This is a genomic window from Nocardioides candidus, assembly GCF_041321175.1.
In the GTDB taxonomy this organism is placed as follows: Bacteria; Actinomycetota; Actinomycetes; order Propionibacteriales; family Nocardioidaceae; genus Nocardioides.
In genome coordinates this window covers 1,260,243-1,281,222 of record NZ_JBGGWC010000001.1, presented here as the reverse complement: position 1 = coordinate 1,281,222, position 20,980 = coordinate 1,260,243, and the positions used below count along the sequence as shown (strand labels likewise).

Annotated in this window: 15 protein-coding genes; 3 read left to right on the top strand and 12 right to left on the bottom strand. The window is 72.8% G+C overall.

Translation table 11 applies throughout. From position 1 onward, the window contains the following. Nucleotides 1-10: 10 nt before the first annotated feature. From ACAX67_RS06370 to ACAX67_RS06330, 9 genes are all read right to left on the bottom strand, one after another. Nucleotides 11-859 carry a thioesterase family protein gene (locus tag ACAX67_RS06370; RefSeq protein WP_370702968.1) on the bottom strand — a complete coding sequence of 283 codons (849 nt, stop codon included), beginning with the start codon at nt 857-859 and terminating at the stop codon, nt 11-13. After that, the gene (xdhC, locus tag ACAX67_RS06365) at nt 856-1,701 is read right to left on the bottom strand and encodes a xanthine dehydrogenase accessory protein XdhC (RefSeq protein ID WP_370702967.1); all 846 of its coding nucleotides are present in this window, start codon (nt 1,699-1,701) and stop codon (nt 856-858) included. Before xdhC ends, ACAX67_RS06370 begins: the two co-directional genes overlap by 4 nt. Next, entirely contained in the window at nt 1,698-3,962 is a 2,265-nt protein-coding gene (locus ACAX67_RS06360) for a xanthine dehydrogenase molybdopterin binding subunit (protein WP_370702966.1), read from the bottom strand. The genes xdhC and ACAX67_RS06360 overlap by 4 nt, the downstream gene beginning before the upstream one ends. After that, nucleotides 3,959-5,353 (bottom strand): xanthine dehydrogenase small subunit, encoded by a 1,395-nt coding sequence (locus ACAX67_RS06355; RefSeq protein WP_370702965.1) that lies wholly within the window; start codon nt 5,351-5,353, stop codon nt 3,959-3,961. Before ACAX67_RS06355 ends, ACAX67_RS06360 begins: the two co-directional genes overlap by 4 nt. A 264-nt stretch (nt 5,354-5,617) precedes the next feature. Further along, entirely contained in the window at nt 5,618-7,429 is a 1,812-nt protein-coding gene (locus ACAX67_RS06350; RefSeq protein ID WP_370702964.1) for a CocE/NonD family hydrolase, read from the bottom strand. A 61-nt stretch (nt 7,430-7,490) separates the two neighbouring features. After that, the gene (locus ACAX67_RS06345) at nt 7,491-8,306 is read right to left on the bottom strand and encodes a bifunctional allantoicase/(S)-ureidoglycine aminohydrolase (protein ID WP_370702963.1); all 816 of its coding nucleotides are present in this window, start codon (nt 8,304-8,306) and stop codon (nt 7,491-7,493) included. Further along, nucleotides 8,303-9,646 (bottom strand): allantoinase AllB, encoded by a 1,344-nt coding sequence (gene allB / locus ACAX67_RS06340; protein WP_370702962.1) that lies wholly within the window; start codon nt 9,644-9,646, stop codon nt 8,303-8,305. Before allB ends, ACAX67_RS06345 begins: the two co-directional genes overlap by 4 nt. Then, nucleotides 9,646-10,911 (bottom strand): DUF6986 family protein, encoded by a 1,266-nt coding sequence (locus ACAX67_RS06335; RefSeq protein WP_370702961.1) that lies wholly within the window; start codon nt 10,909-10,911, stop codon nt 9,646-9,648. Before ACAX67_RS06335 ends, allB begins: the two co-directional genes overlap by 1 nt. Beyond that, nucleotides 10,908-13,082, bottom strand: coding sequence for a malate synthase G (locus tag ACAX67_RS06330; protein WP_370702960.1), 2,175 nt, complete (start codon nt 13,080-13,082; stop codon nt 10,908-10,910). The genes ACAX67_RS06335 and ACAX67_RS06330 overlap by 4 nt, the downstream gene beginning before the upstream one ends. Before the next feature lie 84 nt (nt 13,083-13,166). On the opposite strand from ACAX67_RS06330, the gene ACAX67_RS06325 reads away from it, so the two are divergent. After that, nucleotides 13,167-13,643: an SRPBCC family protein gene (locus ACAX67_RS06325; protein WP_370702959.1), complete on the top strand. Its 477-nt coding sequence runs from the start codon at nt 13,167-13,169 to the stop codon at nt 13,641-13,643. A gap of 2 nt (nt 13,644-13,645) precedes the next feature. Here ACAX67_RS06325 and ACAX67_RS06320 read toward each other — a convergent pair whose 3' ends face one another. The 3 genes from ACAX67_RS06320 to ACAX67_RS06310 form a co-directional block, all read right to left on the bottom strand. Next, nucleotides 13,646-14,287, bottom strand: coding sequence for a VOC family protein (locus ACAX67_RS06320; RefSeq protein ID WP_370702958.1), 642 nt, complete (start codon nt 14,285-14,287; stop codon nt 13,646-13,648). Between the two features lie 9 nt (nt 14,288-14,296). Continuing rightward, on the bottom strand, nt 14,297-15,226 hold the full coding sequence (locus ACAX67_RS06315) for an EamA family transporter (RefSeq protein WP_370702957.1): 930 nt from the start codon (nt 15,224-15,226) through the stop codon (nt 14,297-14,299). 126 nt (nt 15,227-15,352) lie between these two features. Then, nucleotides 15,353-16,174: an SDR family NAD(P)-dependent oxidoreductase gene (locus ACAX67_RS06310; protein WP_370702956.1), complete on the bottom strand. Its 822-nt coding sequence runs from the start codon at nt 16,172-16,174 to the stop codon at nt 15,353-15,355. Nucleotides 16,175-16,427: 253 nt separating this feature from the next. Here ACAX67_RS06310 and ACAX67_RS06305 point away from each other — a divergent pair, with 253 nt between their 5' ends. Together ACAX67_RS06305 and ACAX67_RS06300 are read left to right on the top strand one after the other, a co-directional pair. Next, nucleotides 16,428-18,302, top strand: a complete 1,875-nt coding sequence (locus tag ACAX67_RS06305) for a DUF5050 domain-containing protein (RefSeq protein ID WP_370702955.1) — start codon at nt 16,428-16,430, stop codon at nt 18,300-18,302. Between the two features lie 59 nt (nt 18,303-18,361). Further along, on the top strand, nt 18,362-20,956 hold the full coding sequence (locus ACAX67_RS06300; protein ID WP_370702954.1) for a DUF7948 domain-containing protein: 2,595 nt from the start codon (nt 18,362-18,364) through the stop codon (nt 20,954-20,956). The last annotated feature ends 24 nt before the right edge of the window (nt 20,957-20,980 follow it).

Genomic DNA, 20,980 nt, shown 5'->3' with positions numbered 1-20,980 from the left:
GTCGGGACCGTCAGCGCGGGAGCAGGGCGAGCTGGCGGGACTGGGCGACCAGGCGGTCGGCGGAGTCCCAGACCTCGCAGTCCTCCTCGAACATCCCGCCGGCGACGTTGCGGGTGCGGTGGCGCAGGCGCAGCCAGCCGGGGGCGGGCTTCGCGCGGACGTGGGCGGAGAGCTCGATGGTCGGCGCCCAGCCCGGCAGGCCGAGGTCGAACGTCACGGGCGGGAGCGCGTCGACGGCCAACAGCAGCGCGAGCGGGTCGGGCTCGCGACCGTCGGCGAGGCGGAACCACGCCGTCACCTGGCCGCGCCCGCTCGGCTCGCCGACGGCCCAGCCGATCTCGTCGGGGTGGAAGAGCATCTCGAAGCGCTGCAGGAACGGCGCCATCTTCTGCACGTCGTCGGGCGCCATCGTGTTGGGCACGCACCGCTCGCGCGGCGGCAGGTCGAAGGGCGTGGCCGTCGTGCGCACGTCGTCGGCGGGGAACGAGTCGAGGTCGCCGTACGTCGCCAGCACGGTGAGGCGCACGTCGTCGCCCTGCTTGAGGTCGGCCGCGACGGTGGCGGTGCGGCCACCGAGCCGCTGCGGGCGTACGGCGGCGGTGACCGGTCCCGCGACCGCCGGGGACACGAAGTAGGCGCTCATCGCGATCGGGTCGGGGTGGGCGGGCAGGGTGGCGCGGATCGCGTTGCCGAGCAGCGACATCTGGAAGCCGCCGTTGATGCCGCCGCCGACGCGCCAGCCGTCGGAGAGCGTGCCGACGAGCTCGTCGGACCTCTCCTCCGCGCGGGCGACCGCGATGTCGCGGTCGAACTCGCTCCGAGGGCGGGTCACGGACGTGTCGGTCGGTGCTGAGGTCACCGACCGAGGGTACTGACCGCGGATGCCCGGATCAGGCCGAGCACCTCGACTGTGACGGACACCGCAATCGCGGCCGGCTCCTTGCCGCTGACCCCGGTCAGGGCGGGGTCGCCGATGGGGGTGCGGACCCGGTCGATCACCTCGGGCGGGTGCCCGAGGTCGGCGAGCTTGCCGCGGAAGCGGGTCCACTTCGCGGCCGAGCCGATCAGGCCGATCGTCGCGGGCACCTCGGAGCGCAGGAGCGCGTCGAGGATCGCGAGGTCCTCGGCGTGGTCGTGGGTGAGCACCAGCACGTGGGTGCCGCGCGGCAGCTCGGCGACGACGAGCTCGGGCAGCACCGGCACCTGGTGCACCCGCACCGCGGCCGGACCGGCGAGCACGGGTGCGAGCCGGGCGTCGTCGAGCTGGTCGGCGCGCGAGTCGACGAGGTGCAGCTCGAGGTCGTGGCGGCTGAGCAGCAGCGCCAGCTCGAGACCCACGTGACCCATCCCGAAGACCGCGACGGCCGGGGCGGCCGCGAGCGGCTCGAGCAGCAGGGTCACCTCTCCGCCGCAGCACTGCACGCCGTGCTCGACCGGGACCTTGTCGGAGAGCGTGTGCCGCTCGGTGACCGGCGTCGCCGGACCACCCAGCGCGAGCCCGCGCAGCAGCCCGCGCGCACGGCGGATCGCCGCCTCCTCGAGGTTGCCGCCCCCGACACTCCCCCAGGTGCGGTCGGCGGTGACGACGAGCTTGGCGCCCGCCTCGCGCGGCGCGTGCCCGCGGACCTCCGTGACGGTGACCAGCACGCAGGCCTCCCGCGCCTCCTGGCACTCCTGGAGCGCCCGCAGCCAGTCGCTCACGGTCGCCCACCCCGGATCGCCCAGAAGACGGCCTCCGGCGTGGCGGGCGAGTCGAGCTCGACGCTGTCACCGGCCGGCCGGAACGCGGCGACGGCGTCGCGCAGCGCCTCGCGTACCGCGAAGGCGAGCATGAGCGGCGGCTCGCCGACGGCCTTCGAGCCGTAGACGGCGCCGTCCTCGGCGGCCCGCTCGAGCAGCGCGACCCGGAAGTCGGCCGGCAGCTCCGAGAGGCTCGGCAGCTTGTAGGTCGACGCCGACGGGGTCGCCAGCCGGCCCCGTCCTGGTCCGTCGGAGGTGTCCCAGCGCAGGTCCTCCAACGTCAGCCAGCCGACGCCCTGCAGGAAGCCGCCCTCGATCTGCCCGATGTCGACGAGCGGCGAGAGGCTGTCGCCCACGTCGTGCACGATGTCGACCCGGTCGACCTGGTAGGCGCCGGTGAAGCCGTCGACGGAGACCTCGGCGGCCGCGACGCCGTACGCGAAGTACTTGAAGGGCGAGCCCTGCACGGCGTTCGCGTCCCAGCTCAGGCCGTCGGTCTTGTAGAAGCCCGCCGCCCACAGCTGGATGCGGTCGAAGTACGCCGTGCGGACGACGTCGTCCCACAGGGCTGTCGGGCCCAGCACCTCCCGCACCGGTCGGAGGCGCGCCAGGATCTGGTCGCAGGCGTCCTTGACGGCCGCGCCGTTGAGGTCGGCCCCCGAGCTGGCCGCGGTGGCCGAGGTGTTGGGCACCTTGTCGGTGCGGGTCGGCGCGAGGCGCACCCGCTCGATCGGCAACCCGAGCGCGGTGGCCGCCACCTGCAGCATCTTGGTGTGCAGCCCCTGCCCCATCTCGGTGCCGCCGTGGTTGATGAGCACCGAGCCGTCCTTGTAGACGTGCACCAGCGCACCGGCCTGGTTGAACGAGGTGAAGTTGAAGGAGATCCCGAACTTCACCGGCGTGATCGCCAGGCCGCGCTTGCGGTGCGGGCTCCCGGCGTTGGCGCGGGCGATCTCGGCGCGACGTGCCTCGAAGTCCGACGTCGTCAGCACCTCGTCCCAGGCGCGGGTCAGCCGCTCGGCGTGCCGCACCTCCTGGCCGTAGGGCGTCGTGTGCCCCTCCGCGTAGAAGTTGCGTCGCCGCAGCTCCGCGGGGTCGAGGCCCAGAAGCGGCGCGCAGCGCCCGAGGACGTCCTCGATCACGAGCATGCCCTGCGGTCCGCCGAAGCCGCGGAAGGCGGTCTGGGAGGTCTTGTGGGTGCGGGCGACCCGGCCGTCGACCCGGATGTCGGGGATCCAGTAGGCGTTGTCGACGTGGCACAGCGCCCGCGACAGCACCGGCTCGGACAGGTCGAGGCTCCAGCCTCCGTCGGAGGTCAGCGTGGCCTCCAGCGCCTGCAGCCGGCCGTCGTCGTCGAAGCCGACCCGCCACGTCGCGTGGAACCCGTGCCGCTTCCCGCTCATCGTCATGTCCTGCTGGCGGGTCAGCCGCAACCTGACCGGCCGGCCGGTGAGCCGCGCACCGAGGGCGGCCACCGCCGCGAACCCGTGCGGCTGCATCTCCTTGCCGCCGAAGCCGCCGCCCATCCGCAGGCACTGCACCGTCACCTGGTGGCTGGCGAGACCGAGCACGTGCGCCACGATCTCCTGGGTCTCGGTCGGGTGCTGGGTGCTGGACTGGACGAAGACCTGACCGTCGTCGTCGACGAGCGCCAGCGAGGCGTGGGTCTCGAGGTAGAAGTGCTCCTGGCCGGCGAAGTCGATCTCGCCGGTGAAGACATGGGCGGCACGCTCGAGCCCAGCGGCCACGTCACCGCGCTCCAGTCGCGGCTGCATGCCCTGGAAGCTGGCCTCCTCGATCGCCTCGACCACGGTCAGGATCGCGGGCAGCGGCTCGTAGTCGACCTCCACCGCTGCCGCTCCGACGCGCGCTGCCTCGAGCGACTCGCCCAGCACCCACGCGACCGCGTGGCCGTGGAACATCACCTCGGTGGGGAAGAGCGGCTCGTCGTGCTTCGTGCCCGCGTCGTTGACGCCGGGCACGTCGTCGGCCGTCAGGACGCGCACCACCCCGTCGATGTCGTACGCCGGCTTGGGATCGAGGCGCGTCACGAACGCGTGCGCGTGGGGAGCGCAGACGGGATGGGCGTGGAGCAGCCGCGGCGTGCGGAGCGCGACGTCGTCGGTGTAGAGCGCGCGGCCGGTCACGTGGAGGGCGGCCGACTCGTGGGGCCGGGCGACGCCGACCTCCGCGGTCGCGGGGCGCTCGGACAGCCTGCTCACGCGGCACCTCCGATCTCGGCGAAGAGCTTCTCGAGCGACGTGGCGAGCATCGCGCGCCGGTAGGCGCCGCTCGCACGGTGGTCGTCGATGGGGGTGCCGCACCGGCCGAGCAGCTGCGCTGCCTCGGTCACCACCTCGGCCGTCCACGGTCGCCCGACGAGGGCGTCCTCGGCCTCGGTCGCCCGGATCGGGGTGGCGGCCACTCCCCCGAGCCCGATGGCCGCCCGCGCGACCTCGCCGTCGACCAGGTCGATCGCGAACGCGACCGCCACCGACGAGATGTCGTCGAAGCGGCGCTTGGCGACCTTGTGGAAGGCCGCGACCGGCGCCAGCGGGCGCGGGACCCGCACCCGACCGATCAGCTCGCCCGGCTCGCGGACGGTCTCGCGGTAGCCGGTGAAGTAGCCGGCGAGCGGGACCTCGCGCTCCCCCGCCGCCGAGACCAGGACCAGCGACGCGTCCAGCGCGAGCAGCGCGGGAGCGAGGTCGCCGATCGGCGATGCGGTGCCGAGGTTGCCGCCGATCGTCGCGCCGTTGCGGATCAGCCGCGAGGCGAACAGCGGGAAGACCTCCGCGAGCAGCGGCACGGCCCCGTCGAGGCGCCGCTCCACCTCGCTCAGCGACAGGCCGGCCCCGATCTCCACGACGTCGTCGCCGACGGTCAGGCCGCGCAGCTGCGGCAGGTGGTCGACGCCCACGAGGAGCCCGGGGCGGGCGCCCTTGAGGTTCGACTCGACCCCGAGGTCGGTGGACCCGGCCAGCGCCACCGCGCCCGGCTCGGCGAGCAGCGCCAGCGCCTCCTCAAGGTCGGCGGGCCGGACATAGCCCGGCAGCCGGACCGGCGCGGAGACCGGCGGGGGCGCCGTCGTACGGAAGGACAGGTGGTCGCCGGCCTCCGGCGCGCCGAGGGCCTGGGCGGCCTCCACGATCGGCCGGTAGCCGGTGCAGCGGCACAGGTTGCCCGACAGCGCGTGCAGGTCGAACCCGCTCTCCTCGGAGCCCTCGCAGCGGCCGGCGCGGTAGTACTCCGCGGCCATGCTGCAGACGAACCCGGGCGTGCAGTAGCCGCACTGCGAGCCGCCGCGCACGGCCATCTCGCGCTGCACCGGGTGCAGGGAGTCGGGGTCGCCGAGGCCCTCCGCGGTCACGACCTCCTGGCCCGCCAGCGAGGCGGCCGGGAGCAGGCACGCGTTGATCGCGGTCCACTCCGTCGGGGCGTCGACACCTGCGCGGGCCACGAGCACCGAGCAGGCGCCACACTCCCCCTCCGCGCAGCCTTCCTTGGCGCCGGTGAGACCGATGCCGCGCAGCCAGTCGAGGGCCGTCAGCGGTGGCTCGGCGCCCGAGAGGCTGCGCGTCTCACCATTGACGACGGCGTGCGAGTGCTCCATGCAGGAACCGTACGTCGCGGCGCCCCCCGAGGTGCCCGAAACGGGCCTCGGACCGGCCCCCGGCCGCGTCAGGAGCGGCTCAGACCCCGGCCAGCCTGCGGGTCATCCACGCGATGAGGAGCTTCATGTGCAGCACCTGCTCCGCGACGTGCCGCGGCCCCGACTTCCTCACCGGTACCTCCTGGTGCGTGAGATGGCTCCCCCGCAGATACCCGTAAGACGCGCGAGCAACCCAGGAGGTTGCACCGCCCCCGGACGAACCCGCTACGGGGTGACCGGGAGGGTGAGCGTCTGGGCGGTCCCCGAGGCGATCGTGACGGGCGTCGGCGTGAGGCCGCCCCGGTAGTTGACGGACCCCCCGGAGACGATCAGGCGCAGCCGGTGCCCGGCGTCGAAGCGGTGCACGATCGCCGGCAGCGTCACGGTGAACTGCTTCGTCACGTCACGCACCCGCACCGGCGCCTCCAGTCCGTGGATGAGGTGCGCCTTGCCGTCCGGACCGACGTCGGCGACCTTCACGTAGAGCACCAGCATGCCGGCCGGGCCGGCTCCCTGGGTGACGGCTGCGGCGGGCGCGTCCACCTTCAGCTTGACCACCGGCGACCCCACCACGTCGACAGGCGCCGTCAGCGGCGACGTCTGCCACGACCCGAACGTGCCGGGCACGTCGGTGACCTCGTCCACCGGCTGGCCGACGTACCCGCCGAGGACGTCGAGGGTGTCCAGCTCGGTCGGTGCGCCCGCAGGCGGCGTGACGAATGCCTGCTGGCCCTTGACCGTGCTGAGTCCCGTCACGAGGTCGGCAGCACCCGAGAGCCGGTAGGTCTTCGCGCCTCCGACCGGGAAGTGGGTCGCGGTGCCGTAGGCAGGAGTGGCGATGCCCGTGTAGGCGATCCAGTCGCGGAAGTAGGAGAACTCCGGGCCGGTGCTGACGGCCGAGCCCTTGAGGTAGTGGTCGAACCAGTCGAGGACGCGCGCCGTCTCGTACTGGCTGCTCGGGTCGGGGTTGCCGAGGTCGATCTCGCCGGGCGCGGCCGGGCCGGAGTGACCCCACGACTGCCAGATCATCTTCGTCGGGACGCCCCGCGCCTGGAGGCCGCGGTAGGTGGCGACCGCCTCGTTGAGGTTGAAGAGGGTGTCGTTCTCCCCCTGGATGAGCAGCACCGGCACCTTCACCTTGTCGATGTACGACGCCACCGACGCGTGCCGCAGCTTGGCGACGTGCTGGGGCGTGAGGTAGCCCGTGGTGCCCGCGAACGCGAGGGCAGGGCAGACGAAGTCGGCGAAGTTGGGGCAGGGCAGCAGGTCGGGCGGCACCTGGCCGTTCTGCGCGTCACCCGTCAGACCGAGCAGCGAGAAGCCCAGCGCCCAGTTCTGCTTGGCGGAGCCGGGGGTCCTGGTGGACACACCGGTGGTCTGGTCGGTGTTGTTGGGCACCAGGCTGTAGCTGAGGTCGTTCCAGGTGATCAGCGGGACGAGCGTGTCGACGCGCTTGTCGAGCGAGGCGACCGCGAACTGGAAGCCGCCGCCGTACGAGCCGCCGAGCGTGCCCACCCGGGGGTCGTAGGTCCGGGCGACGCCGCCGTGGTCGCGGGCGTCGTGCTGGACCACGTCGAGGACGGGCGCCGGCTGGGTGTGCGCAGCGTCGAGGAAGGCGATGCCGTCCTGGCCGCCGAGGTAGCTGACGAGCTGGCTGGCCGCCTTCCCGTCCCAGTCGGGGTCGTCGAGGGTGATCTTGCAGCTCGATCCGCCGAAGCCGAGACCGGAGTAGGACAGCACCACGTAGCCCCGCTCGGCGAACGACCTGCCGATGCCGGCCTGGTCGTCCTTCGACCCGCCGAAGCCGTTGGTCGTGAGGACCGCCGGCACGCGGGCGGCGCTCGTCGCGCCCGCCGGCACGTAGAGGTCGCCGACGACGTCGCACACCTTGTCGTCGGCCGGGCCGACGAGGGTCTTGAAGTGCAGGGTCGTCACCGTGTACGCCGGATCGTCGGCCGCCGTGCTCGCGCCGGTCGGGACGAGCGCGACGAGGGTGAGCAGGAACGCGAGGAGGGCGGGGAGCCGGAGGTGACGCACGTAGGGGAAACGACCTGGGTGTGACGGGGGTTACGTCTCGGTAACAACCCCGTCGAGCGAGCTAGAGGACCAGACCCGCGTGGCGGTGCACGTCCTTGTAGAGCAGGTAGCGGAACCGCCCGGGGCCCCCGGCGTAGCAGGCCTGCGGGCAGAAGGCCCGCAGCCACATGAAGTCGCCGGCCTCGACCTCGACCCAGTCCTCGTTGAGCAGGTAGACGGCCTTGCCCTCGAGCACGTAGAGACCGTGCTCCATGACGTGGGTCTCCGGGAACGGGATCGAGCCGCCGGGCTCGAAGGTGACGATGTTGACGTGCATGTCGTGCCGCACGTCGGTGGGATCGACGAAGCGCGTCGTGCACCACGCGCCGTCGGTGTCGGGCATCGGCAGCGGCGCGACGTCCTGGTCGCGGGTCACGAACGCCTCGGGCACGTCGATCCCGTCGACGCGCGCGTAGGCCTTGCGGATCCAGTGGAAGGTCGCGGTCGCGTCGCTCGCGTTGCGGAGGGTCCAGGAGGTGCCGGGCGGCAGGAAGGCGTAGGAGCCGACCTCGAGCGCGTGATCGGTGCCGTCCAGCGTCAGCGCCAGCGCACCGTCGACGACGAACAGCACGGCCTCGGCCTCGGTGGCGTCGTCGGGACGGTCCGAGCCGCCGCCGGGGGCGACCTCGACGACGTACTGGCTGAAGGTCTCGGCGAAGCCGGACAACGGGCGCGCGAGCACCCACAGCCGGGTGCGCTCCCAGTGCGGCAGCGCGGAGGCGGTGATGTCGCTGAGCGTCCGGGCGGGGACGACGGCGTACGCCTCGGTGAAGCGCGCGCGGTCGGTGGTGAGTGCCGACTGCGGCGGCAACCCTCCCCGCGGTACGTGGTAGCTCATCTGACGCCTCTCCTCATTAGTCGCCCCCGCGGAGCATCCTCTCCCGCGGAGGCGAGCGACGTGCCGCGAAGCCAGGTTTCCCTCACCGATCCGGCGAGTCTTCGCCCGGCGTACGCCGACACGGGGTTGCGGTGGTGGAGGGCCGCGACGTCGACGGTCACCTCGTCGTCGGGTGCGAAGCGCACCAGGTCGGCGTCGGCACCGACCTCGATCCGGCCCTTCCACGTCAGCCCGACCCGGTCGGCCGGCCCGGTCGCCATCCAGCGCACCACGTCGGCGAGGCCGAGGCCGCGCTCGCGCGCGCCCGTCCACACGGCTCGGAGCCCGAGCTGCACCGAGGCGATGCCGCCCCAGGCGGCGCCGAAGTCACCACCGCCGCGCTCCTTGAGCTCGGGCGTGCAGGGCGAGTGGTCGGAGACCACGAAGTCGATGTCGCCCCCGACCAGCGCCGCCCAGAGCGCCTCCCGGTTGGCGGCCTCCCTGATCGGCGGGCAGCACTTGAGCGTGGTCGCGCCGTCGGGCACCTGCTCGCTGGCGAAGGTGAGGTAGTGCGGGCAGGTCTCGACCGAGATGTCGACGCCGGACGCCCGCGCAGCGCGCAGGAGGGGTACGGCGTCCGAGCTGCTGAGGTGCACGATGTGCGCCCGCGCTCCGGCCCCCCGCGCGGCCTCGATCACCGCCGCGATCGCGACGTCCTCCGCGGCGCGGGGGCGCGAGGCGAGGAAGCCCGCGTAGTGGCGGCCGTCGAGGGCCGACTCGTCGAGCAGCTCGGCCGCCTCGGCGTGGACGATCATCAAGGCCCCGATGCCGGCGGTCGCGCGCATCGCAGCGGTGAACGCCTCCCCCTCGAGGGCTCCGAACTCGGGCACGCCCGAGTCGAGCAGGAAGCACTTGAAGCCGAAGACGCCGGCCTCGTGCAGGGGAGCGAGGTCGGCCAGGTTGCCGGGCACGGCGCCGCCCCAGAAGCCGACGTCGATCCGCACCTGACCCTCGGCCGCGCGCCGCTTCTCCTCCAGGTGCGCGACGGTCGTGGTCGGCGGGATGGAGTTGAGCGGCATGTCGAGGAGGGTGGTGACCCCACCCGCCGCGGCGGCCCGCGTCGCGCTGGCGAAGCCCTCCCACTCCGTGCGACCCGGCTCGTTGACGTGCACGTGCGTGTCCACCAGACCGGGCAGCAGCACCTCGTCGTCGGCGAGGTCGACCGTCCGCGCGGCCGCCGGCGGGGCGTCCCAGGCCGTGATCGCGGCGATGCGCTCGCCGGCGATCCCCACGCACGCCGCGACCTCCGCGCCGCGCACGATCGCGCGGCGGGACCGGAGGACGAGGTCGAGCTCGGGCATCAGGCCCCGACCCGTCGCGTCGACATCGCCACCAGCTGCTCGGTGTCGAGGCCGCAGCCCTGGAGCACCTCGGCCTCGTCGACGGCCCCGCTCTGCACGCCGCGCAGCAGGAAGCCCGCGAGCGCGCGGGCGGTGGCCGGCTCGTCGGCGATCCCGCGCATGGTGTCGCCGGTGTAGGCGGCGAGCCGCTCCAGGGCGCTCGGCAGCCCCTGCCGGTAGAAGGCGTAGGTCGCGGCGTAGCGGGTCGGCAGGTGGCCCGGGTGCAGGTCCCAGCCCTGGTAGAAGCCGCGGTCGAGGGACCGCCGGACCAGCCGGTGGTGCAGGGTCCACGCCGCCTCGACCTCGTCGCCGTCACCGACCGGCAGCACGTTGGTCGAGCCGTCGCTGAGCCGCACACCCGTGCCGGCGGCCGCCGCCTGCATGACGAGCTTCGCGTGGTCGGCGACCGGGTGCTCGAGCGACTGCTGCTCGGCCGCGATGCCGGCCGCCGCCGAGTAGTCGTAGGTGCCGTAGTGCAGGCCCGTCAGCCGGGCGGCTCCGGCGTGCACCATCCGCGCCACGGTGGCAGCGCCGTCGGCGCCGAGGATCGACTGCGGCGTCTCGACCTGGACCTCGAACGCCAGCGTGCCCGGCGCCAGGCCGGCCTCGCCCTCGAGCACCTCGCAGACGTGCACCATCGCCTCGACCTGCTCGACCCGGGTGACCTTCGGCAGGGTCACCACCCAGCCGTCGAGCGTGCCGCCGCTGTCGAGCAGCGTGGTGACGAACGTCGTGAGCGTGCGGATCGCGCGGCCGCGGGTCGCCGCCTCGAAGCACTTGACCCGGATGCCGCCGTACGGCGCCGCGGAGCGCGCCTCCTGGCTCTGCGCCAGGTCGCTGGCCGCCCGCACCGCGTCGTCGTCCTCGTCGGCGTCGCTGCGGCCGACATAGCCGTCCTCGAAGTCGATCCGCAGGTCCTCGACCGGCTCGGTCTGCAGCTTCGCCCGCACCCGCGCGACCAGGTCGTCGCGCCACTGCCGGGTCGCCGTCGCGCCCACGAGACGGTCGAACCGGTCGGCGTGCTCGTCGAGGAGGGCGAGCGCCGCGGCGCCGTACGACGGCACCAGTCCGGCTTCATAGCGGTCCGCCGGCACGTAGACGGTGTGCACCGGCTGGCGGCCGGGGCGCTCCCCCGGGTAGTCGGCGGCGAGCTCGGCGTCGACCGGCGCGAGGCGCTCGTCGAGGTCGGCGAGCAGCCGGGCCGCGATGTCGTCGGGCCCCGTCACCGCTCGGCCGCAGACTGCTCGAGCTTCTTCTCGCGCCGACGCCGGTGCAGGATCGGCTCGGTGTAGCCCGACGGCTGTGCGAGGCCCTCGAAGACCAGGTCGCGCGCCGCGAGGAAGGCCTGCCCGTCGTACGACGGCCCCATCGGCTCGTAGCCGCCGCCGGCCTGCTGCGCGTCGACCACGTCGGCCATCCTGCGCAGCGTCTCCTCGACCTCCTCGGCGGTGACGATGCCGTGGTGGAGCCAGTTGGCGACGTGCTGGCTGGAGATGCGGCAGGTCGCGCGGTCCTCCATGAGGGCGGTGCCGTTGATGTCGGGCACCTTGGAGCAGCCGATGCCCTCGTCGATCCAGCGCTTCACGTAGCCGAGGATGCCCTGCACGTTGTTGTCGAGCTCGGCGCGGCGCTCCTCCTCCGACCACGTGGGCGGGTCGGCGAACGGCACGGTCAGCAGCTGCTCGAGGGTGGTGCGCCGGCCGCCCGCCAGCTCCGCCTGCCGGGCCGCGACGTCGACCTGGTGGTAGTGCAGCGCGTGCAGCGTGGCCGCGGTCGGCGACGGCACCCAGGCGCAGCTGGCCCCGGACCGCGGGTGGCCGATCTTCTGCTCGAGCATCGCCGCCATCTCGTCGGGCATGGCCCACATGCCCTTGCCGATCTGGGCGCGCCCCTGGAAGCCGCAGGCCAGGCCGATGTCGACGTTCTGGTCCTCGTAGGCCGCGATCCAGGGCTGCTCCTTCATGGCCCCCTTGCGGATCATCGCGCCGCCCAGCATCGAGGTGTGCAGCTCGTCGCCGGTGCGGTCGAGGAAGCCGGTGTTGATGAAGGCGACCCGGCCACGCGCGGCGTGGATGCAGGCCGCCAGGTTGGCGGAGGTGCGGCGCTCCTCGTCCATGATGCCGAGCTTGATCGTGCCGCGCGCCAGGCCCAGGAGGTCCTCGGTGCGGGCGAAGAGGTCGTCGGTGAACGCCACCTCCTCCGGCCCGTGCATCTTCGGCTTGACCGCGTACATCGAGCCGGTGCGGGAGTTGCGCAGCTCGCCGCGGCCCTGGAGGTCGACCAGGCTGCACAGGGCCGTGAGGACCGCGTCCAGGATCCCCTCGGGGACCTCCTCGCCCGCCTCGTCGAGCACCGCGTCGGTGGTCATCAGGTGGCCGACCTGGCGCACGAAGAGGAGCGAGCGTCCGGGCAGCACCAGCTCACCGTCGGCGGTGGCGTAGACGCGGTCGGGCTCGAGGCTGCGGGTGAAGGAGCCCTCCCCCTTGGCCACCTCCGCCGTCAGGGTGCCGCGGTTGAGCAGCAGCCAGTTGCGGTAGGCCGCCACCTTGTCGGCGGTGTCGACCGCGGCGACCGAGTCCTCGAGGTCCATGATCGTGGACACCGCCGCCTCGACGAGCAGGTCCTTCACGCCGGCGGGGTCGCCGTTGCCGATCGGGTGCTCGCGGTCGACCTGGATCTCCACGTGCAGCCCGTGGTGCACGAGGAGCACGGCCTCCGGCGCTGCGGGATCGCCGCGGTGCCCGACGTGGAGCTCGGGCCGCACCAGCGTGGTCGGCCCGCTCGGCGTCGTCGCGACGAGACGGCCGTCCTCGACGGCGTACTCCTGCACGTCGGCGTGGCTGCCCGCCACCAGCGGGAAGTGCTCGTCGAGCAGCTGCTTCGCGCGGGCGATCACGACGGCGCCGCGACGGGGGTTGTACGACGTCCCCCGTTCGTGGCCGTCGTCCTCGGGGATGACGTCGGTGCCGTAGAGCGCGTCGTAGAGCGACCCCCACCGCGCGTTGGCGGCGTTGGCGGCGAACCGCGCGTTGAGCACCGGCACGACGAGCTGCGGACCGGCCTGGGAGGCGACCTCCGCGTCGACGTCGCTGGTCGTGATCTCGAACGGGGCCGGTGGGTCGACGAGGTAGCCGATCTCGCGCAGCATCGCGACGTACGCCGCCCGGTCGGTGACCGGGCCGGGGTGGTCGGTGTGCCACTGGTCGAGCTGGCGCTGGAGGTCGTCGCGACGTGCCAGCAGCGCACGGTTGCGGGGGGCCAGGTCGGCGAGCAGGGACGCGAGGCCCGCCCAGAAGTCGTCCTCCTCGACGCCCGACCCGGGCAGGGCCTCCTCGCGCACGAAAGCGTGGAGCTCCGCGGCGACCCGGAGCCCTCCGACCTGGATCCGCTGGGGCATCCGCACAGCGTAGGAGAGGGAGTCGAGGAGGGTGTACTGTCCCGACAAGACGTCCGATCGGTCGTAAATAGTCAGGAGATGCCGATGCCGCCCTCAGCCGCCGCCCCGCCCCTCGAGGCCACCGTCGAGATCGACGCCCCACCCGCGGCGGTGTGGGCGGCCGTCAGTGACGTACGACGGATGCCCGAGTGGAGTCCGCAGGTCACCTCGACCCGGCTGCGCAGCGGGTTCGACGAGGTCGCGCTCGGCGCCGAGTTCACCAACCGCAACCACTACGGCGAGCTGGAGTGGACCACGCACGCCACGGTGACGCGGTTCGAGCCCCAGCAGGCGCTCGCCTTCCGCGTCGAGGAGAACTGGCAGGTCTGGAGCTTCGAGCTCACCCCCCTCGACGGCGGCCGCACCCGACTCGTCCAGCGCCGCGAGGCGCCCGACGGCCTCTCCGACCTCTCGCTGCAGCTCACCGAGGGCTTCATGGGCGGGGTCGAGTCGTTCACCGAGACCATGCGGGCCGGGATGGCCGAGACGCTCGACGCGATCCGGGCGACCGTCGAGGCGTGAGGTCAGGTGGCGCGCACGTGCGGCGTGATCAGCGCCGTCCGGACCGACATGCCGAGCTCCTCGTGCCGGAGCGTGGCGATCCGGCGACCGGGCTGCACAGCGTCCTTGACGCGACCGCCGTTGTCGCCGAGCAGCGCCACGGCGGCGTCGATGTCCGCGACGTTGTGCGTCAGTCCCCACAGCGTCGACGGAGCCTCCGAGGTCGCGCCGGGTGAGCCGACGACCTCGAGGATGACCTCACCGAGCCGGTAGAAGACCTGGCGCACGGGCGCGCCGCCGAGCTCGCCGTCGCGCTCCCGACGCGGGTCGAGCCCGAGCAGGGCGAGCGCGGCCACGGTGCGGGAGAGGTCGGGCGAGACCAGCACGACGTGGTCGATGCTCGTGACCCCGTTGAGGTGGTCGCCCGGTGGTGTCGCGAGAGCGTCCGACGCGGAGGTCGGGATCCCGTCGACACCCTCCCGGAGCGTCTGCGCCGGCAGGCCCCGCAGCGACCAGCCGACGATCCCCTTGCCTGCGCCCCGACCCACCAGGCGCACCGCGACCGAGCCGATCCGGCAGGTGCCGTCGGGGTCGACGCCGAATCCCGCCGAGACCCACGCCTGCGGTGGATCGGCCACGACGAGCTCGGCGATGGTCACGGCCATGCAGCGACCCTAGGGCGTGGCGGCTTCGAGCGCGGGCTCGTCCGCGTGCACCGGACGCCGCTCGACGGAGATGACCACGGCGACCGCCGCGACGATCACGAGCCCGCCGACGACGACAGCGCTGGTGACCGGCTCGTCGAGGATCAACCAGCCGAGGAACACCGCGACCACGGGGTTGACGTAGGCATACGTCGCGACGAGGCCGATGGGGGCGTTGGCCAGCAACCAGACGTAGGCGCTGTAGCCGACCATCGAGCCGATCACGACCAGGTATCCCCAGGCCAGCCAGGTCTGGCCGCCGTACTGGAGGGGGTCGGGCCGTTCGCCGCGGACCAGCCCGACGACGACCATCATCGCGCCACCGGTCCACATCTCGTGGACGGTGAGCACGAAGGCGTTGCCGGGCAGAGTCAACCGCGGTTGCACCCACGACCCGAACGCCCAGAACGCGCTGGCCACCAGCACGATCGCGGCGCCACCGAGCGGCACGTGGCCCTGGTGCCGGCCGCCCAGGACCAGCCAGGCCAGGCCTGCGAAGCCGAGCAGCACGCCGAGCACCGACCACACCTTCGGGCGGTCGCCGGCGAGGAAGCGGTAGGCGGTGATGAAGAGGGGCACGGCGGCGACGAGCAGCGCCGCCACTCCGCTCGGGGTGTCCATGCTCTCGCCGATGGCGACCAGGCCGTTGCCGAGCATCGGCAGGGTCAGGCCGACCAGTGCGGCACCCATGAGCTCGGACCGGCTGACCCGGATCGGCACGCCGCGGACCCTGAGGACCACCGCGAGCAGGATGCCGGCCGCGAGGAAGCGGCTGCCCATGCCCGTCAGCGGCGGCATCTCCTCGACCACCACGCGGATGCCGAGGTAGGTCGACCCCCAGACGACGTAGACGATCGCGAGCGCGACCACGACGAGCCCGACCTTCGCCTTCGTCTCCATGTCGCTCCGTCCTCGCTGCTCGAACCTAGGAGGCGGAACCGGCCACCGCGACCGGTTATTGCGGCGTGCCGGAGCGTTGGCGGCGACTCGACGGAATCTGGCAGGTTCCCGTGAGGTCGGCGGACGTCAGCGCGGCTCCATCGCCTTGCGGGTCGCCTTCGCCATCATCGCGGCCATCCGCTTGCGGCCCATCGGGAAGAAGCCGCGTGAGCCGAGGCGGACCTTGCGGTCCGGCATCCGGATCGGGCCGCGGTCGAGGTGTGCCAGCGCATCGGCGACGACGCTCTCGGGACGCGCCGACCCCGGGGGACGCTCCTCGAGCGACGCGGCGAGGCCCAGCCGGTGGCGCGTCCGGCGCAGGGTCGGGGTGTCGGTCTCACCCAGGATCAGGCCGAGCACGTCCACGCCGAGCGGCTTCAGCTCGGCCCACAGGCCCTCGGCGAAGACCATGTCGAAGGCCTTGGTCGCGCCGTAGGTCGTCAACCTCGGCGTCCCGGCGAACCCGCTCCCCGACCCGAAGATCACGATGCTGCCGCGACCGCGCGCGACCATCGGACCGGCGAACGCGTGGCACAGCTGCACCAGGACGGTGCAGTTGCGCTGGATCATCGCCTCCGCCGTCGTCACGGGGTGGTCGAGGAACGCCGCGTAGTCGGCGTCCGCGCCTGCGCAGTAGACGAGGGACCCGACCTCGAGGTCGGCCAGCGCGGCCATGACCGACGCGGCGGCGTCCGACGCGGTGAGGTCGACGACCAGGGTCCGCGTCTCGACGTCCGTGATGGCGCGGATCCGCGCGGCCACCTCGTCGAGCGCGCCCTGCCTGCGGGCGAGGAGCACGAGGTTCAGGCCGCGTGCGGCGAGCGCCTCGGCATACGCCGCACCCACGCCCTCGCTCGCGCCGACGACCAGCGCCCACGGGCCGTACCTGTCACTGAAGTCCACGGTCACGTGCCCATCGTCTCGCGGGCGCGTCCCTCGCCGACCGACGTACCAAAGTGCGACGGCCGGCCGCAGCCGCAGCGTGGGCCCGGCGTCCCGATGGACTTGGGTACGTCCTACGGCGCACCAGAATGTTCGACCATCGCCTGACCGGGTGGCCCGGCGGTGCGACGATGGATCGTCACCGGACGCTCTCCTGGGACGAAGGGTGATGTCGGGGCCTGCTTCGGCCTCGCCTGGTGTCCACTCCGAGAGGCCTCCCATGCGCCGTCCGATCGCCCTCCTCGCCTCCGCCACCGTCGTCGCCACCACCTGCGTGGCGGTCACCGGGCAGGTGGACCCCGCGGCAGCCCTCACCCCCGGCGCCAACGGACGCATCGCGTTCGCGAGCAACCGCGGCGACGGCGTGCAGTTCGAGATCTACACGATGAACCCGGACGGGACCGGGGTGCGTCAGATCACCAGCTCCGCGGGCGACTCGCTCGACCCCAGCTACTCCCCGGACGGCACCCACATCGTGTTCACCAGCGACAGGGACGGCATCAACGACATCTACACGATGCGGTCGGACGGGAGCGACGTCGTCCGCCTGACCGACAACGGACCGGTCGGCGACGTCACGCCGTCGTACTCCCCCGACGGCACCCGCATCGTGTTCGCCAGCGGACGTGACGAGCCGGCGGGCGACATCTACTCGATGAAGGTCGACGGCACCGACGTGATCAGGCTGACCGACGACCCCGTCTACGACGTCTTCCCGCGCTACTCCCCCGACGGCAGCCACATCGTCTATCAGCACGACGACGGACTCGCGGCCCGGGTGCACGTCATGAACGCAGACGGCACCGAGCAGACCGACATCAGCGCGGGCCAGACCGACCTCGGGCCGTCCTACTCCCCCGACGGAAAGCTGATCGTCGTGGCCAGGTTCTTCGACGGCCAGCTCGACATCGTCACGATGAAGCCCGACGGCAGCAACGTGCAGAACCTCACGGGCTCCGTGGACTCCGAGTCGGGACCGGTGTTCTCCCCCGATGGCGCGAAGGTCGCATTCCGCCGGACGGACGCGACCGACGCCGGCGGGATCTTCGTGATGGACGCTGACGGATCGTCACCGACCCAGCTGACGGACCAGCCGTCCACGGAGGTCGACTTCCTGCCGGTCTGGGGGCCGAAGTACACGCCGTGCCAGGGACGCGGGGCCACGATCACCGGGACCGACGGCAACGACGTCATCACCGGCACCCCCGGACCGGACGTCATCGCTGGTCTCGGTGGCAACGACGTCATCATCGGGGGCGGGGGCGCCGACACCATCTGCGGCGGGACGGGCAACGACACGGCGTCCTACGTGGACCACGCGGGTTCCGTGACTGCCGACCTGACCGGTGGGGTCGGCGACGACGGCGGGGCAGCCGACGGCCCGGCCGGGAGCCGCGACACGATCGGCTCCGACGTCGAGAACCTCGCGGGCGGCTCCGGCCCGGACACGCTCGTCGGCAACAACGCGGTCAACGTGCTCACGGCCAACAGCGGCGACGACTCCGTCTGGGGCGGGACCGGGGCGGACGTGCTCAACGGGGGCTCGGGCGACGACTTCCTGCAGGGCAACGACGGCGACGACACCATCCACGGCAACAGCGGCGACGACGTCGCCGCGGGCGCCGACGGCACCGACCGGGTCTACGGCGACACCGGGGACGACGTGCTCCGCGGCAACGAGGGGGACGACCTCCTCATCGGCGGCGCGGACGGCGACCAGCTCGTCGGCGGGCCCGGCATCGACACTGCCCGCTACGACCTCGACACCCGCGCCACGGGGGTCAGCATCACCATCGGAGCGGGTGCGGGCGACGACGGGGGCAGCCTCGACGGCCCGGTCGGCTTCCGCGACACGGTCGGCGCCACGGTCGAGAGCCTCTACGGCACCAACCTCGCGGACACCCTCGTCGGCAACGACCTCGACAACACGCTGCGGGGCCTGTTGGGCGCCGACACCCTCAAGGGACTGGCCGGCGCCGATCGACTCATCGCGAACGACGGCGTGGCCGACGTCCTGATCGACTGCGGTGCACCCGCGCCCAACTTCGCACCGATCGTCGACGTCGGCATCGATCCGGCGCCGGTGAACTGCTGAGCCGAAGCCATCCGAAAGGACGACGCGCCGACCCCGTTCGATGGTCCATCATCTACGGGATGAAGGCTCCGAACCGACGGCGCGTGGCAGCAGCGGTCACTGTCCTGGCCCTCGCACCTGTCGTTACCACGGTGGTTCCCGCCCCGGCTCTCTCCTCGGGCGTCGCCGCCGTGGCGGCACCGTCCTCGACGACCAGCGAGCCCGGCGAGGTGGCAGCGCGACGCGCCTACGCCACGTCACCACTGGCCTTCGAGACGAACCGCGGTCAGGTCGACCGCCGGGTGAAGCTCTTCGCCCGGGGCCGGGGCTTCGACCTCTTCCTGACCGAGCGGGGCGCCGTCTTCGACCTCCGGTCCCCTGACGCGCCGGGGGACGACACCGAGCGGTCGTCGGCAGCCGTCGTCCTGGACCCCGTCGGCGCCGCCCGCGAGCCGCGAGTCGTGGGCCGCCGGCACCGGTCGACGACCACCAGCTACTTCCTCGGCAACGACCGCAGCGAGTGGAGGCGCGACGTGCGGACCTTCGACCGGGCCCGCTACCAGGACCTCTACCCCGGTATCGACCTGGTGTTCGGAGGGGACCGCACGGGGCCGGAGTACGACTTCCTCGTGAGCCCGGGCAGCGATCCCGCCACGATCCGCTACCGGCTGCGTGGCGCCGAGTCGCTCCGCATCGAGGACGGGGCGCTCGTCGCCACCACGGCGGCCGGTGACTTCGTCCACCGCGCCCCCGTCGCCTTCCAGCGCGTCGACGGCCACCGGCGCATCGTGGAGTCCTCGTTCCGCCTGCGTCGCGGGGTGGTGACGTTCGACGTCGGCGCCTACGACCGCGACCGTCCCCTGGTCATCGACCCCGACACGGACATCACCTACAGCACCTACCTCGGCGGGACCGGCGACGACGGAGCCGACGCCGTTGCGGTCGAGGACGGCGACGTCTACCTGACCGGCTACGCGAGGTCGGCGGACTTCCCCACGACCACCGGTGCGTACGACTCGACGGCCGACGGTGACAGCAGCGTCTTCGTGGCCCGGATGTCGCCGGACGGCGCCGGGGGCGCCGACCTCGTCTACTCCACGTTCCTCGGCGGCAGCGGCGCCGTCCCGGAGGACGAGGAGGGGCTGGGCATCGCCGTGGCGGACGGCGACGTCTACCTCACCGGTGTGACCGGCTCGAACGACTTCCCCACCACAGCAGGCGCGTTCGACACCACCTTCGGCGGTGGGACGGACGGCTTCCTCGCCAAGATCTCGCCCGACGCGGACGGAGCCGCCGACCTGGTCTACTCCACCCTGCTGGGCGGAGGCGCGGACGACGTCGGCACGTCGGTCGCCGTCGCGGAGGGCGACGCCTACCTGACCGGCTCCACCGAGAGCGCCGACCTCGCCACCACCCCCGGCGCCTACGACACGACCCTCGACGGCACGGATGCCTTCCTGGTGCGGATCTCCCCGGACGGCAACGGCGCCGACGACCTGGTCTACAGCTCGTTCCTGGGTGAGAGCGGGTTCACGAACGGACACGGCATCGCGCTCGACGGCGGCGACGCCTGGGTCACCGGAGACGTCACGGGCGACTTCCCGACCACGGCCGGCGCCCCTGAGTGGTCCGGCGGGGCGGCCGACGTCTTCGTGGCCCGCCTGTCCCCGAACGGGGGAGGCACCTCCGACCTCGTGTACTCCGCCCGGATCGGCGGCACGAACCCTGACTACGCGCGCGGGATCGCGCTCGACGGCGGCGACGTCTACCTCACCGGTGACACCGACTCGACGTCGTGGCCGACGACACCGGGAGCGCACGACCGAGACCTGGGCTACGGCCCGTACGGGTTCGTCGCCCGCTTGTCCCCGGACGGCGCCGGCACGGCCGACCTGGTCTACTCGACCTTCTTGGACGTGATGGACCACGGCCGGTCGATCGCCGTCGAGGACGGCGACGTCTACGTGGCGGGCGACGGCGTGGTCTACGACAAGTACGACGACGAGTATCCCTACGGGACCGTGGCCCGGCTCTCGACAGCCGGCGCGGGGGCGTCCGACCTGGAGCACGTGACCTACGTGTCCGCGAGCTCGGCCAACGGCATCGCGGTCGCGGACGGTGTCGCCTACGTGACCGGCGATACCGGCCCGTACTCCCTCACGCCGACACCCGGCGCCTACGACACGACGCCCAACGGGGCACCGTCGGACGCCTTCCTCCTGCGCGTGGACACCCCCGACAACCAGACGTGGCCCGACGGCCTGATCCGGCGACGGGGCCGCGCCGACCTCGGCGACGACGTCTACTGGACCTGGGACGGCCAGACCGCGCAGACCCGCGTCCGCCGGGGACGCGAAGGGGTCTTCTTCATCACCGCGCAGAACGACGACAACGTGGCCGGCAGCCTCCGCATCGACGCCGACAAGTCGGTCGGTCGCAAGTGGCGGGTCCGCTACTACGTGCACGGCCACAACATCACCAAGGCGGTCGACGGCGGCTACGAGACCCCGGTCCTGGCACCGGGCGAGCAGGTGGTGATCAAGGCCACGCTGATGCCGCTGAGGCGGGCGAGGATCGGTTCGCTGTGCCGCGTGAAGTTCTTCGTGTCCTCGCAGGCCGGCGACGACTCGAGCACCGACCGGGTCCGCGCCGAAGCGAGGGCCCGGCGCGGCTGAGCGCGGAGTCAAACGACGCGCAGT